The sequence below is a fragment of the Thioalkalivibrio sp. ALE22 genome (assembly GCF_000381445.1).
Classification (GTDB): Bacteria; Pseudomonadota; Gammaproteobacteria; order Ectothiorhodospirales; family Ectothiorhodospiraceae; genus Thioalkalivibrio.
Genome location: NZ_KB906518.1, coordinates 1 through 13,088, shown reverse-complemented (window position 1 = coordinate 13,088; position 13,088 = coordinate 1). Strand labels below are relative to the sequence as shown.

Genomic DNA, 13,088 nt, shown 5'->3' with positions numbered 1-13,088 from the left:
GTCCCATCCATCACAGCGATCGCGGCGTGCAATACGTATCGGTGCGTTACACCGACCGCCTCGGAGAAGCCGGGCTCCAGCCCTCGGTGGGCCGGGTCGGTGACTCCTACGACAACGCCCTGGCGGAGACCATCAACGGGCTGTACAAGACCGAGGTCCGGGCCTACTGGGGACGTCTTAACGATCGACGCGACGTCGAGTGGGCTACGCTCCAGTGGGTCGACTGGTTCAACCGGCGACGCCTGTTGGAATCCAACGGGTATCGACCGCCGGCAACGATCGAAGCGCAGTACCATCAACCACTTCAGGGGTCCGTTCGTGCAGCGTGACCCAAACCAACGGGTCTCCGGGAAACCCGGGGCGGTTCAAAGTACCCAAGAAACACGCCCGACTGCCGCGACCCCGGCCCGCTACGCGGGCCGGGCTTTCCCTCGCTCCGAGGCTTTTCGCGGGCGGCGCTGAAACTCGCTGCGCTACGCTCCGCTCAGACAGTCAGCGCCTCTTTTCCCGCGAAAATCCTCTCCACTCGGCGCGACGACAACGGGGGTGAAGGTCCAAACAACGGCTGTCCCAGTTGCGTAGCACATAGATGGAGGCTGGGTCTTCCGACATCTTCGTCACGCGCGGCCTTCGGCCCTGGCATGCCGCGCCCGCCAGCGGGCGCCGGGGGGCGAGTAGGATGCCGATGAGCGAAGCGAATCGCATCAGGGTTGCCCCGACGTCGGAACGGTGCGTTTCGCTGTGCTCAACCGCACCCTACGACGTTGGAGTTGGCTGCAGGCGTAGGGACAGCTTGTGTTTTGACCTTCATCCCCCCGTATGAAGCCCCTTGCGGAAGGGTCCTCGGGACGGAAAAGAGGCGCTGACTGTCTGAGCGAAGCCAAAGGCGCAGCGAGTTTCAGCGCCGCCGGCCCGAGGGCCCTGGAGCAAGGTTCCCGGGCGGAATCCGGGTGCCCTTCTTTGGGTACTTTCTTGGGCAAGCAAGAAAGTACCTCGCGGCGCGCTCGCGAGTGAGCGCATGGCAGGCGGCGGGACGAAGCCACCGTAAACACCAGATGCCGAACCAGGACCAGCCACAAAGAGGCGGGCAATAACGACCGCTACTCAGCCGCCTTCAGGGCCTGTACGCGGTCGAGCTGCTGCAGGCGTCGCCAGGCGAGGAACGCGGTCAGACTGGCCGCGACCAGGATGCCGAGGGCGGCGAAACCGTAGGCCTGCGGCGTGATCACCAGCGGCACGCGGAACAGGTCCATCGCAAAGGCCTGGTTCAGCAGCCAGGCGAAGCCCGTTCCGGTCAGCCAGGCGACCGGGATCGCGGCAAGGGTCAGCACCGCGATCTCGCCCAGCAGGATCCAGCTGACCTGACCGCGCGAGTAGCCCAGCACCTCCAGCGTGGCCAGATCGCGGGCGCGCTCGGCATAGGTGATGCGCGCGTTGTTGTAGGTCACGGCAAAGGCGATGGACACGGCCAGCGCGACGAACACCATCGCGAACACAATGACGGTCTCGCCGATGTATTCGCGGATGTTGCGCTCGGCCTCCGCGATCAGACCGACGCTGGCGACCCGCGGGCGGTCGGACAGGCTGCGAAACAGCGCATCTTCCTGTGCGCGGTCGGTCAGCAACCAGGCGCCGGAGACCGCAGGGCCCTCGCCGATCAGGCGGTTCAGCGCCGGGCGGTACATATAGGCGCCGACACCGATGGGTTCCTCCACCACACCGGCCAGCGGCACCGTGACCGTGCGGCGGCGCCCTTCCAGGATCTCCACCTCCACCGGGTCACCCACGCGCAGCCCGAGCTGTTCGGCCAGATAGTCCGTCAGCAGGATGCCCTCGTCGGGCAGTCGGCCGCGCCCGCCTCCCATCGGCAGTTGCCGCAGGCGCGGCTCGGCGTCCAGCCCCAGCAGGCGCACGCGCTCCTCGCGGTTCACGCCCACCAGCCGTACCGGCACCGCGCGGAAGGTCTCCACCGCCAGCACGCCCGGCTCGTGGCGCAGCTCGCCGGCCGCGCGCGCCGGCACCGGGTCGGTGAACTGCAGGTCGATATCCATCTGCAGGACCTGCCCGTACTGGGTGTCCAGCATCTGGGTCACCGCGTTCAGCTGATAGGCGCCCATCAGCAGCAGACCGCCGGAGAGGCCGATGCCGATCACCGACAGCACGGACTTGAGCCGGTGGCGCGCGAGGTTGCGCAGGATGATCCGGGTCGGCTGGTCGAACGCGCCCCAGGCCGCCGAGCGCTCCAGCCAGCCGCGATGAAAACGTTCCGGGGCCGGCGGACGCATGGCCTCGGCCGGTTGCATGCGCACCGCCTGCCAGACCGCGCGGAAGGTGCCAAGCATCGCCGCGCCCATGGCCACGCCGACCGCCAGCACCATCACCCAGCCCTGCAGGCGAAAGCTCATCTCGGGGAAGCGGAAATACTCCGCGTAGATGCCGGCCAGACCCTGTGCGGCCCAGGCCCCGAACGCGAGCCCCAGCGCACAGCCCACCAGCACGATGCCGCCGGTCAGCAGGGCATAGTGCCCGGCGATCGCGCCATTGCCGTAGCCGAAGGCCTTGAGCACGGCGATCGGCTCGCGCTGGGAGCGGATGATGCGGCCGACGACGACGTTCAGCAGAAAGGCCGCGACGGCCAGGAAGATGGTCGGCAGAATCGCCGCCTGCGCCCGCAGCTGGGTCAGCTCCTCGGACAGAAAGCGGTGCGAGAACTGATCGTCGCGGCCATAGGCCCCCATGCCGCCGTAACGCGCCAGTTCCCGGTCCATTGCCTCGATCACGGGGGCCGGCTCCGCACCCGCCTCCAGGCTTACGGCCACCGCGTTGAATGCCCCCTCCATGCCGTAGGCGGCAGCCAGCGCGCGGCGGTTCATCCACAGGATGCCGTAGCGTTCGTAGTCGGGCAGCAGGTCGGTGGGGCTGATCTGATAGACAAACTCCGGCGACAGCGCGATGCCGCTGATCTGCAGATCGGTCAGGCGCCCGTCGATAATCGCGCGCAGGGAGTCGCCGGCCCGCAGCTCGTGGGCCTCCGCGAAGGCCTCGCTGACGACCGCCTCGCGCTCGCGACCGGCCTCCGGCAGCCGTCCCTCGCGCAGGTAGAGCCGGTTCAGCAGTGGCTCGCCCCCGTCCGGTATCGAGAGCACGGTGCCGCGGATCGGGTCGTCAAAATCGGCGACCTCCAGGCGCACCGGGGCGCGCACCCGGGTCTCGATCTGGTTGATCCCCGGCGTATCGCGAAAGCGTTCCACCGCGCTCTCCGGCGCGCGCTTGATCTCCGCGAACACGTCGGCGAACTGGTATTCCGAGTAGAAGCGGTCCTTGGTGATCGTGAGAGCATCGAGGCTGGTCACGGCGATCACCAGCGTCATCACGCCGCTGGCGATCACCAGCGCGATCGCCGCCGCCTGTCCCTTCAGGTGACCGAGATCACGCAGGATCTTGCGGTTCAGGGCGCGCATGGTCGGCCGCGGTCGCTACCAGTGGAGCTCGGCCGGGGACTGGCGCGTGGCATTTTCGTGGATCTCGCTCACGCGCCCATCGCTCAGGTGGATCACCCGGTCCGCCATCTCGCCGATCACCGCGTTGTGGGTGATGATCGCCACCGTCGTGTCCAAGCGCTCGTTGATGTGCTGCAAGGCCTCCAGCACGCGGATGCCGGTCTTCGAGTCCAGCGCACCGGTCGGCTCGTCGCACAGCAACACCGCCGGTTGCTTGGCGATCGCGCGGGCGATGGCCACGCGCTGCTGCTCGCCGCCGGAGAGCTGGGAGGGGAAGTGGTCCATGCGGTCCTCCAGCCCGACCAGCGCCAACGCCTCCTCCGGTGGCATCGGGTCGCGCGAGATCTCGGTGACGATCGCCACGTTCTCGCGTGCGGTCAGGCTGGCGATCAGGTTGTAGAACTGGAACACGAAGCCGACATGGTCACGGCGAAAGGTCGTCAGCGTGCGCTCGGAGGCCTGCGCCAGGTCCTGGTCGCGGTAGCGCACCTCGCCCTCGGTCGCGGTGTCCAGCCCGCCCATGATGTTCAGCAGGGTCGACTTGCCGGAGCCCGAGGCTCCCAGCATTACCACCAGTTCGCCGGTGTAGAGCTCCAGGTCCACCCCGCGGAGGGCGTGGATGGTCACCTCGCCCATGCGGTAGACCTTGGTCACCCCCGCCGCGCGAAAGATCACCTCCCGCGTGGCCGCACCGGCGTCCGGGGCTCGAGCCACGGCTGGGCTCATGCCATCGGAGTGAGCGGGCCCGCCAGCAGGACCGGCCGCTCGCCGGACGGTGCCGCCCCGGTATCCGGCGCACCGGGCAGGATGCCGCCGTCCCCGTCCAGGCTCATGGACCACAGACTCAGCAGCAACAGCAGGATGATCAGGATCGGGATCAATACGCGCGGATTCATCGGCCTTGCCCTCAGTCGCGGGAATAGCTCCATGCTGCCACAAAGCCCCCGCATCACGTCGCCAGAAGCTGTGCCGCCGCCCCGGCCGGGCCAACGTCGGGGTTACGTCCGGAGATCGCCACGTCGCCTTCGGCTCCTCGCGATGACGTTGTTTACCGTCCCGTCATTGCGAGGCCCCCTTCAGGGGCCGTGGCACAAAAGCGCGCAGCGCGTTGAACGGCCGCAGGTCGGCCCGCAGGGAGAACAAAGCGAGGAATCTCCTGACGCTGCCCCCGAAGGCGAATCGTGGACGCCCTGCCAGCTTTTGGAGATTGCTTCGTCGCTGCGCTCCTCGCAATGACGGGGGCAAAAGCAACGTCATTGCGAGGAACCGAAGGCGACGTGGCAATCGCTGAAATCGAGCACAAAGCCAGCGCGACCCCTGCTTCCATCCCCCCCGATTTGTTGTTTTGCGCCCAAATATTTACCCTATGCGCACCGTCCGGCCTGTTGCGGGCGCGCAGCGAACCCCGAAATCGCGCGCCGCCAGGCCGCTGTGCCGTCTTTTTCGGACGCCACGCCAACCCGTTTCAACAACGCAAGGAGTCAACATGTCCGCTCTGATCTGTGGGTCCATGGCCTACGACACCATCATGGTGTTCCCCGACCGCTTCAAGAACCACATCCTCCCGGACAAGGTGCACATGCTGAACGTGTCTTTCCTGGTCCCGGACATGCGTCGCGAGTTCGGCGGCTGCGCCGGCAACATCGCCTATAACATGAAGCTGCTGGGCGCGGACCCGACCGTGATGGCCACCGTGGGTGGCGACTTCGCCCCCTACGCCGACTGGATGGACAAGCACGGTATCTCGCGCAAGTTCGTGAAGGAGCTGCGGGACACCTACACCGGTCAGGCCTTCATCACCACCGACCAGGACGACAACCAGATCACCGCCTTCCACCCGGGCGCGATGGGCTTCTCGCACCAGCAGAAGGTCACCGACGCCGACGGCATCAAGGTCGGTATCGTCTCCCCGGACGGCCGTGACGGCATGATCGAGCACGCCCAGCAGTTCGCCGACGCCGGCATCCCGTTCATGTTTGACCCGGGCCAGGGTCTGCCGATGTTCGACGGCGACGACCTGAAGCGCTTCATGGAGAACGCCACCTATGCCGCGTTCAATGACTACGAGGCGCAGCTGACCGCCGATCGCACCGGCATGAGCATGGAGCAGCTGGCGGAGATGGTGGACGCGATGATCGTCACCCGTGGCGGCGACGGCTCCGACATCTACACCGGCGGCAAGAAGATCACCATCCCGTCGGTCGAGCCGGCCGCAATCAAGGACCCGACCGGCTGTGGCGACTCCTACCGCGCCGGCATCCTGTTCGGCCTGGAAAAGGGCTTTGATTGGGAGACCACCGGCCGCATCGCCTCGCTGATCGGCTCGATCAAGATCGCCCACTCCGGCACCCAGAACCACCACTTCACCGCCGACGAGTTCGCTGACAAGTTCGAAAAGGCCTTCGGCTACCGCTACTAAGCGACCTCACGCCGCCCCGGGCACCCGCCCGGGAACGCAAAAGGCCCGGCCCGAGTTTCCTCGGCCGGGCCTTTTTTGTGGATGGCATCCGCTCCGCCCCCTGCCCCCGTGGGAGCGTGCCCCATGGGAGCGTGCCCCGTGGGAGCGTGCTTGCACGCGAAGCCCCTGCCCGCGCCCGACTCTGGCAGGGCTTCGCCGGCGAGCCGGCTCCCACAAGACATTCCTACAAGGCTATTCGCCGTAATGCGTACGCGCCCGGATCACGATCACCAAAAACTGCTCGTCCCGAATCGTGTACAGCAGACGGTCCTTGTAGCTGATCCTCAGGGAGTAGTATCCGCGCAGATCACCAACCAGCGCCTTGCCACAGTACGGGTCGACCGCCACCCGGTTGCGCAGGATCTGCTTCACCTTGTCACGCAGCTTCGGCGTCAGGCGCCGCAAGTCCTTCTCGGCTTGACGGGTGAACCGAATAGTCCAGGTCACTGCTTCTCCCCGAACACCTCCTCGAATCCCAGCGTATCGCCCTCATCCGCCTCGCGGCGGCCCTGCTCGAATTCCTGCCGAAAGCCGGGTTCCGAGAGCAGTTCCAGGGTCTCGATCAGGCTGGCGTACTCGTCTTCCGACATCAGCACCGCATCGCCGTTGCGATGCCGGATGTGGTAGATCGCGTGCTGTTCGTTCACGCCCTTGATCAGGTCAAACAGACCCTTGCGGGCCTCGGTAGCGGTCAGCGTCGTCATCGCCAGTTACCCGAAACGTACATAAAGTGGTACATATCGTGCGCCCGCCGCCCCACCCGGTCAAGACCAAACCGTCACAAGCAGGATAGGGCCCCTGTGGGAGCGTGCTTGCACGCGAATGCCCCTGCCCGCTTCCGACTCTGGAAGGGGCTTCGCCGGCGAGCCGGCTCCCACAAGACATTCCTACAAGGCCTCAGCCCCGCTGATAGGTACCCACCAGGCGATTCATGCCGATCACGTGGGGCTCGGCGTGTTCCAGGAACTGCCACAGGGTCAACCCCGGCGGTAGCTGCAGGTCGGCGTCCAACGCCAGCAGCCAGAAGAAGTAGTGATGCTTGCCGTGGCCCTCGGGCGGCATCGGCCCGCCATAGCCGGTGCGACCAAAATCCGTCTGGCCCGTCGCGCCCAGATCGGTTGCCTCGGACAGGCCATCCAGATCCGGCGGCAGGTTGTACAGCACCCAGTGCACAAAGCCATAAGTGCCCGGCTGGATCAGCGGCGCATCCAGGTCGTGGCAGATCACCGCCAGCGACTGGGTACCCTGCGGCACGCCGTGCCACTGCAGCGCCGGCGAGGTGTCCTCGCCCTCCCCGCTATGGCGTTTGGGGATCGGCTGGCCGGGGCCGAACGCGGAACTCGACAGCTGCATCTCGGACAGTGCAAAACCCATGACTGGCTCCTTTTGAGTAACCTGCCCGCACGGTAACGCCTACAGCCGCACCCCTCCAAGCCGTCACGCGACCACCTCCGCTTGCAGACCGGCGCCGGCATGCGGATCATCCCGGCATGCGCAAACTTCTGCAGAAATGGCTGGCCCCACGCGACCCGCTGGAGTCCGCCGCCCAGGCGGTGGACCACGGCCGCAGCGGCATCGAGACCGTACTGGGCCTCCCGCACCGACTGTCGGTACCGCTGCTGCGCCGCCACTTCGGCGACGACGCCGAACCCTCCGACGAAGCCTTCCGCGAGACCGGCCGCGATGGACACTGGAGGCTGCCGCCGCCCGCCGCCGAGTTCGAGGTGCACCTGTTCGGCGATACCGAAGGCCGCCTGACGCTGGGCACCATCCGCGGGCGCGGCCCGTACACCGGGCTGGTAGTCTTCAGCGAATGGTCACCGGATCACCCGGCCCACGTCTGGCAGCTGCGGGTGGAAGAACCTGCCGGCGAAGCCGCCCAGGCCCTGCACGATCACCTCCTGGACCCGAACCGCTCCCCCGAATAGCCCCCATCGCCGCACACCACCCCCTGTAGGAGCCTGCTTGCAGGCGAAGCCCCGGCCAGAGTCGGACGCCGGCAGGGGCGTCCGCCTGCAAGCAAACCCCTGCCGTGAGACCCATTCGTTGGAACCAGGCCTCTACGCTGGAAAAATCCCGTCACACCCCCAACATATCCTCAAGGAAAACCGGTAACAGCAGCTCCGCGAAGCGATCGGCGCGTTCCCCCCAACACCCCAGACAGGCAGGGCGGCCACCATGACGCGAAAGCCCCAGTCCATCTCCCTGGTCCTTGGCAGCGGCGGCGCCCGCGGCCTGGCGCAGATCGGCGTGATCCGCTGGCTGGAGGAACACTCGGACTACCAGATCCGCTCCATCGCGGGCGCTTCCATGGGCGCGGTCGTCGGCGGCATCTACGCGGCCGGCCAGCTGGACGCCTACGAGGACTGGGTGAAGACCTTGCGCCGCCAGGATGTCTGGCGGCTGCTGGATTTCTCCTTTCGCGGCGCTGGCCTGATTCGCGGCGACCGCCTGATCGAGAAGCTGCGCGCCATGCTCGGCGACACCGACATCGAACAGCTGCCGATCTCGTTTACCGCCGTGGCCACCGACATCGAGCGCGAACGCGAGGTCTGGCTGAATACCGGTTCCCTGTTCGACGCCATCCGGGCGTCCATTGCCATCCCCACCGTGTTCACCCCGGTGCGCCACAAGGGGCGGCTGCTGGTGGATGGTGGCCTGCTGAACCCGGTCCCGATCGCGCCGACCCTGAACGACGACACCGACATCACCCTGGCGGTCAGCCTGAATGGCCGCGTCGGCGAAGAACTGATCCGCCCCGAACGCACCGGGACTTCCGACTCGCACGTGGGCGCACCAGATAGCCGGGGCCTGCTGAATCACCGCCTGGCCGAGGCCCTGCCCGACCGGGTCGGCACCTGGCTGCAGGACTGGCAGGACAAGCTGGGCCTGGGCGAGACCGACCCCAGTCTGAGCCGCGAACAGGAGGCCCGCGCACTGGGGCTGATCGACATCGTCTCCCACTCCATCGAGGCCATGCAGGGCACCATCGCGCGCTTTCGTATCGCCGCCTACAACCCGGAGCACCTGATCGAGGTCCCAGTCAACGCCTGCGGCGTGTTCGACTTCCACCGCGCCGCCGAGATGATCGACCTCGGCTATGCACTCGCCGAGCGCAAGCTGGGCGACCAAAGGCCGTAAGCCCATACCCCCTGTGGGAGGCCAGCCCTCTGGCCGATCCAGCGCCGGCACAACCCATCGGCCAGAGGGCTGGCCTCCTACAGCGGAAAAGAGGGAACGGCCTGCTCAGTGCTTGAAATGCACGAACAGCCGGCCGTGGTTCTTCGAGTCCTTCTCCACACGGTGGTAGCGGGCCTTGATCTCCGGCTGCTGCAGGAAACGCAGCACGCGCTTCTTCAACTGCCCGCTGCCCTTGCCGTGGATAATCTCTACCGTCTTGATGCGCTTGTCGCAGGCCTGCTCGATCGCACCGTTCAGCTCGGCGTCGATCCGGCGGCCATTGCGAAAGCACTCGTGCAGATCGACCGATAACCGCGACATCGCAACAAAGCCGGGCTCAGTTCACCGTCACCACGATGCAGCGGGCAAGCTGCTGCACCTTGTGCGACACGCTGCCGGACAGCAGCCCCTGCAGGCCGCCCAGCCCGCGCGAACCCATCACCACCATGTCCACGTCGTGGTACTCGGCCTGCTGCAGGATCACCTTGGCCGGAGAGCCATCCTCGATATGGTGCTCGATGTCGGTCACGCCCAGTTCGGTGAAGTATTCGTGCGCCTGCTCCACCAGCTTCTTCGCGATATCCCGCAGCACCTTCGGCGGCACCGCGGAGCCGACCGCCGCGCCACCCATCGCCAGGGGCGGATCATCCGGGTCCGGAAGATCGGAAAGCCTTCGGATATGCGGCGGCACCTCGCCCTGCAGCAGCACGCTGGCCAGCACCACCCGGGCGTGATACTTGGCCGCCAGGTCCGCGGCCACCTCCACCGCGCGCCACGCATTGGCAGAACCATCCACTGGCACCAACATGGTCTTCAATTCCATACCGCACTCCTTGGAAACGCCGCCAGGGAAACACTGATTAAGGTACACACTTGCGCTTCTCCCCCGTGGGACCCGGCCCGCTCCGGGCCGTTCAGTCGCCGACCAGACTGCCAGACTCGCCCCCCGCGCGCACCCCATTCCAGCCCCCTATACTGGGGACAACAATCCGTTCGGAATTCGCGATGACCCGCCTGTTCGAAAAGACCTACCTCAAGCCCGGCGCCGCCCCCGGCCATGGGGTCCACGCCACCGAACACCCGCACACGGGCGACGCGGTCGTCTCCGCCTGGCACTACCACCACGAACAGCTCGTCGAACTCGACCCGCAGCGCACCCTGCGCGAGGGCGCACAACCGCACGAGGGTGGCCTGGTCTGGCTGCACCTGCAGGGCGCGCCCAGTCCGCGTCAGCTGCACGATCTGGGCGAGGCCTTCGACCTGCACCCGCTGGCGCTGGAAGATGTACGCCACCAGGGCCAGCGCCCCAAGGTGGACTTCTTCGAGGAGCAGTTGGTCGCCATCCTGCGCCAGCCGCGCCATCACAACGGCAACATCGAACTCGACCAGGTCAATGTGTTCGTGGTGAATACCCGCCTGGTCATCAGTATTCACAGCGGCGAGCATGAGCCCTTCGGCCCGGTCCGCGAACGCATGCGCGGCGCCAACCGCAACTTCAATCGCCTGGGGGCCGCCTACCTCGCCTATGCCCTGATGGACACCGTCATCGACCAGGCCTTCCCGGTACTGGAGCACATCAGCGAACGCCTGGAAACGCTGGAGGAAACCGTCCTCGAACAACCCGACCGCCAAACCCTCAACGAGATCCATATCCTGCGCCGCGAACTCCTCGTGCTGCGCCGCCAGCTCTGGCCCACGCGCGACGTAATCGCCCGTCTGATGCGCGACGACATGGAGCCTTTCACCCCGGAGCTCTTCCCGTACCTGCGCGACGCCCACGACCACACGATCCAGATCATGGATCTGCTGGAGTCCTACCGCGAGATGGCCGCCACCCTGATCGAGGCCTATATGTCCGCGATCAACCAGCGCTCCAACGACGTGATGCGCGTACTCACCATCATCGCCACCATCTTCATCCCGCTGACCTTCCTGGTCGGCATCTACGGCATGAACTTCGACAACCCGGACAGCCCCTGGTCCATGCCCGAGCTCTACACCTACTACGGCTACCCCGTACTCCTCGGCTTTATGCTCGCCGTCGTCCTCGGCATGCTCTACCTCTTCCGCCGCCGCGGCTGGCTATAACGTCCCCGCCCCCAACATCGCAGCGCCGCTCTCCCCTTCCCGTCAACGCGAGGCCGCAAAGCGGCCGTGGCGATCTCCAGACCGAAACCCCGACGCGCGAACTGCCAAAAGCGATTCACAGGAAGCCATGAAGATCGGAAGGCATAACACAGGATCTTTTTCGTTCCGCCGGAAGCCTGCCCCTGCCCTTCCGAGCATGGCCGCGCCCCAAGCGACAACCTGTTGAGAGATCACAGCTAGCACCGCGCAGCCGCGATTACGTCCAGCCGCAGACTCCGCTACGATGCCGGCAACGCAGCGGCACCGACCGAACGGAGGATCCATGGACGTCCCATCGAGCGGCACACCGGAACTGGACGAACTGACCGCCCGGGTGGAGGCCTTCGTCGCGGAACGTGACTGGGCCCAGTTCCACTCGCCCAAGAATCTGTCGATGGCGCTGGCGGGCGAGGTCGGCGAACTGATCGAACACTTCCAGTGGCTGACCCAGGAACAGTCGCGACACCTGTCCCCCGAGACCCACGAGGCGGTACGCCAGGAGATCGCGGACGTCCAGATCTACCTCCTGCTGCTGGCCCGCAAGCTCGATATCGACCTTCTGCAAGCGGCCCGCGACAAGCTGGAGATCAACATCCGCAAATACCCGGTGCACAAGGCCCGCGGCAACGCCCGCAAATACTCGGACCTGTAATCCACAGGCCGGGCCAACGATCCATTTCAGATCGCGGAAAGTATCTCCCTGGCAGGAGTCTCCACGGTTCTCTTGGCCTCAGCAAAGCCGGGGTGGGCACAGGCCTTCGGAGTGCGGGCCCTGCGGTGAGCCAGACCCGATCGCTTGCGGACTCCGACCAGAACGGGTTTCAAGCCGGGTGTTCGAACGTGAAAGAAGCCAGCCGGGCGGGGTGCCCGGCTTGGCGAGGGAGTGGGGCTTACCAGTCAGGGGCCCCTTCGTCGTCATCTTCGTCTTCGTCGTCGTCATCATCCATGGGGCCGGCGCCCGCCTCGGCACCTCCGCCCATGCTGCCGCCACCACCCGCGCCGGCTCCGCCTTGCGGCGCACCGCCGCCGGCGCCCGCGCCACCTTCGGGCGCACCCGCACCGCCTTCAGCGCCAGCACCGGCTTCAGGGGCTCCGGTATCGGCGCCCGCGCCGGCATCTCCACCCGTCTGGGCCTGCGCGGCACCGAGGCCGCCCAGCGCAAACATGGAACCCAGGACCATCGCGATCGCAGTTTTCTGGAAAGTCGACATCATGCGTTTCTCCTTCAGGATTGGATCGAATTGCAGTCAATCGATCAAGGCCATGCTGGCGTTCAATTGACTGCACTGAAGGAACAGCAAGCGGAATGCCAGAACGACATCCGGCAACGAAGGTCTCGTTTCTGCCAAACGCCGTGATCCACTTCTCGCGCAGGCGCGGACACGCCATCCACCCGCAATGACGCAAAACGACACATGGGCTGGAACGACCCGGTCAGGACGCTACACCGCCGTTCTGGAGCACGAGATCACGCGTCCGCCAGAGTGGGCCGCTGACCGGAGTTTCTGCTGCAGGCCGCCTTCCGCAGCAAACCCTCGAGGTTGTGTGCGTCAAGTTGTGCAGAAGTGAGTGGGCCATGTTCGGTTGGTCGGTATGGCTCAGGCGGCCTCGGCCTGCCGGAGCAAGATCTTCTTGTGCTCTTTGAGCAGATCCATGTTCAGGTAGCGGTTGTCCTCCAGCCAGCCTTCGTGGATTTCGACGGCCAGGGCCCGCACCAGACGTAGACAGCTGTGGGTGTTGGGGAAGATCCGGACCACCCGGGTCCGGCGCCGGATCTCCTCGTTCAGCCGCTCGAGCATGTTGGTGCTCTTCATGTGCTTGTG

16 protein-coding genes are annotated in these 13,088 nt (G+C 66.2%); 6 read left to right on the top strand and 10 right to left on the bottom strand.

The genetic code is table 11. The features are described 5' to 3' along the window. On the top strand, positions 1–329 hold a 329-nt coding region (locus F793_RS0113290; RefSeq protein ID WP_019592814.1), incomplete at its 5' end, for an integrase core domain-containing protein. Between the two features lie 771 nt (positions 330–1,100). On the opposite strand, the gene F793_RS0113285 is transcribed toward F793_RS0113290, so the two are convergent. The 3 genes from F793_RS0113285 to F793_RS14110 are packed head-to-tail and all read right to left on the bottom strand — an operon-like array spanning position 1,101 to position 4,396. Beyond that, a complete protein-coding gene (locus F793_RS0113285; protein WP_018882872.1) occupies positions 1,101–3,461 on the bottom strand; it encodes an ABC transporter permease in 2,361 nt (786 codons plus the stop codon). A gap of 15 nt (positions 3,462–3,476) precedes the next feature. Further along, positions 3,477–4,226, bottom strand: a complete 750-nt coding sequence (locus tag F793_RS0113280) for an ABC transporter ATP-binding protein (protein WP_051074741.1) — start codon at positions 4,224–4,226, stop codon at positions 3,477–3,479. Continuing rightward, entirely contained in the window at positions 4,223–4,396 is a 174-nt protein-coding gene (locus F793_RS14110) for a hypothetical protein (protein ID WP_018876420.1), read from the bottom strand. Before F793_RS14110 ends, F793_RS0113280 begins: the two co-directional genes overlap by 4 nt. Before the next feature lie 590 nt (positions 4,397–4,986). Between F793_RS14110 and F793_RS0113270 the strand changes: the two genes are divergently transcribed. Further along, positions 4,987–5,919, top strand: coding sequence for a carbohydrate kinase family protein (locus tag F793_RS0113270; RefSeq protein ID WP_018876421.1), 933 nt, complete (start codon positions 4,987–4,989; stop codon positions 5,917–5,919). A gap of 231 nt (positions 5,920–6,150) precedes the next feature. Here F793_RS0113270 and F793_RS0113265 read toward each other — a convergent pair whose 3' ends face one another. The 3 genes from F793_RS0113265 to F793_RS0113255 all read right to left on the bottom strand — a co-directional run bounded on the left by F793_RS0113265 (position 6,151) and on the right by F793_RS0113255 (position 7,332). Further along, entirely contained in the window at positions 6,151–6,405 is a 255-nt protein-coding gene (locus F793_RS0113265) for a type II toxin-antitoxin system mRNA interferase toxin, RelE/StbE family (RefSeq protein ID WP_018882869.1), read from the bottom strand. Next, entirely contained in the window at positions 6,402–6,662 is a 261-nt protein-coding gene (locus tag F793_RS0113260; RefSeq protein WP_018146344.1) for a type II toxin-antitoxin system Phd/YefM family antitoxin, read from the bottom strand. Before F793_RS0113260 ends, F793_RS0113265 begins: the two co-directional genes overlap by 4 nt. A 193-nt stretch (positions 6,663–6,855) precedes the next feature. Then, complete coding sequence (locus F793_RS0113255) at positions 6,856–7,332, bottom strand: YbhB/YbcL family Raf kinase inhibitor-like protein (RefSeq protein ID WP_018882868.1); 477 nt, start codon at positions 7,330–7,332, stop codon at positions 6,856–6,858. 116 nt (positions 7,333–7,448) lie between these two features. Between F793_RS0113255 and F793_RS0113250 the strand changes: the two genes are divergently transcribed. Both F793_RS0113250 and F793_RS0113245 read left to right on the top strand, forming a co-directional pair. Continuing rightward, positions 7,449–7,886, top strand: coding sequence for a hypothetical protein (locus F793_RS0113250; protein WP_018882867.1), 438 nt, complete (start codon positions 7,449–7,451; stop codon positions 7,884–7,886). Positions 7,887–8,136: 250 nt separating this feature from the next. Beyond that, positions 8,137–9,099, top strand: a complete 963-nt coding sequence (locus tag F793_RS0113245; protein WP_018876422.1) for a patatin-like phospholipase family protein — start codon at positions 8,137–8,139, stop codon at positions 9,097–9,099. 105 nt (positions 9,100–9,204) lie between these two features. On the opposite strand, the gene F793_RS0113240 is transcribed toward F793_RS0113245, so the two are convergent. Both F793_RS0113240 and F793_RS0113235 read right to left on the bottom strand, forming a co-directional pair. Continuing rightward, positions 9,205–9,459 (bottom strand): Smr/MutS family protein, encoded by a 255-nt coding sequence (locus tag F793_RS0113240; RefSeq protein ID WP_018867944.1) that lies wholly within the window; start codon positions 9,457–9,459, stop codon positions 9,205–9,207. A 16-nt stretch (positions 9,460–9,475) separates the two neighbouring features. Beyond that, positions 9,476–9,961, bottom strand: coding sequence for a universal stress protein (locus F793_RS0113235; RefSeq protein WP_018878053.1), 486 nt, complete (start codon positions 9,959–9,961; stop codon positions 9,476–9,478). 182 nt (positions 9,962–10,143) lie between these two features. On the opposite strand from F793_RS0113235, the gene corA reads away from it, so the two are divergent. After that, complete coding sequence (corA, locus tag F793_RS0113230) at positions 10,144–11,226, top strand: magnesium/cobalt transporter CorA (protein ID WP_018867942.1); 1,083 nt, start codon at positions 10,144–10,146, stop codon at positions 11,224–11,226. A gap of 322 nt (positions 11,227–11,548) precedes the next feature. Further along, positions 11,549–11,917 carry a nucleotide pyrophosphohydrolase gene (locus tag F793_RS0113225; protein WP_018867941.1) on the top strand — a complete coding sequence of 123 codons (369 nt, stop codon included), beginning with the start codon at positions 11,549–11,551 and terminating at the stop codon, positions 11,915–11,917. Positions 11,918–12,155: 238 nt separating this feature from the next. Here F793_RS0113225 and F793_RS14270 read toward each other — a convergent pair whose 3' ends face one another. Together F793_RS14270 and F793_RS13425 are read right to left on the bottom strand one after the other, a co-directional pair. Further along, a complete protein-coding gene (locus tag F793_RS14270) occupies positions 12,156–12,479 on the bottom strand; it encodes a hypothetical protein (protein ID WP_018867940.1) in 324 nt (107 codons plus the stop codon). 384 nt (positions 12,480–12,863) lie between these two features. Further along, positions 12,864–13,088, bottom strand: a 225-nt coding sequence (locus F793_RS13425) for a transposase (RefSeq protein ID WP_026279207.1), incomplete at its 5' end; no start/stop codon positions are given.

Bases quoted from the DNA above. Each gene is read 5' to 3' on its own strand.
- F793_RS0113245 (WP_018876422.1), top strand. From the start codon at position 8,137: ATGACGCGAAAGCCCCAGTCCATCTCCCTGGTCCTTGGCAGCGGCGGC.
- F793_RS0113260 (WP_018146344.1), bottom strand. From the start codon at position 6,662: ATGACGACGCTGACCGCTACCGAGGCCCGCAAGGGTCTGTTTGACCTG.
- corA (WP_018867942.1), top strand. From the start codon at position 10,144: ATGACCCGCCTGTTCGAAAAGACCTACCTCAAGCCCGGCGCCGCCCCC.
- F793_RS0113270 (WP_018876421.1), top strand. From the start codon at position 4,987: ATGTCCGCTCTGATCTGTGGGTCCATGGCCTACGACACCATCATGGTG.
- F793_RS0113240 (WP_018867944.1), bottom strand. From the start codon at position 9,459: ATGTCGCGGTTATCGGTCGATCTGCACGAGTGCTTTCGCAATGGCCGC.
- F793_RS0113225 (WP_018867941.1), top strand. From the start codon at position 11,549: ATGGACGTCCCATCGAGCGGCACACCGGAACTGGACGAACTGACCGCC.
- F793_RS14110 (WP_018876420.1), bottom strand. From the start codon at position 4,396: ATGAATCCGCGCGTATTGATCCCGATCCTGATCATCCTGCTGTTGCTG.
- F793_RS14270 (WP_018867940.1), bottom strand. From the start codon at position 12,479: ATGATGTCGACTTTCCAGAAAACTGCGATCGCGATGGTCCTGGGTTCC.
- F793_RS0113280 (WP_051074741.1), bottom strand. From the start codon at position 4,226: ATGAGCCCAGCCGTGGCTCGAGCCCCGGACGCCGGTGCGGCCACGCGG.
- F793_RS0113285 (WP_018882872.1), bottom strand. From the start codon at position 3,461: ATGCGCGCCCTGAACCGCAAGATCCTGCGTGATCTCGGTCACCTGAAG.
- F793_RS0113235 (WP_018878053.1), bottom strand. From the start codon at position 9,961: ATGGAATTGAAGACCATGTTGGTGCCAGTGGATGGTTCTGCCAATGCG.
- F793_RS0113250 (WP_018882867.1), top strand. From the start codon at position 7,449: ATGCGCAAACTTCTGCAGAAATGGCTGGCCCCACGCGACCCGCTGGAG.
- F793_RS0113255 (WP_018882868.1), bottom strand. From the start codon at position 7,332: ATGGGTTTTGCACTGTCCGAGATGCAGCTGTCGAGTTCCGCGTTCGGC.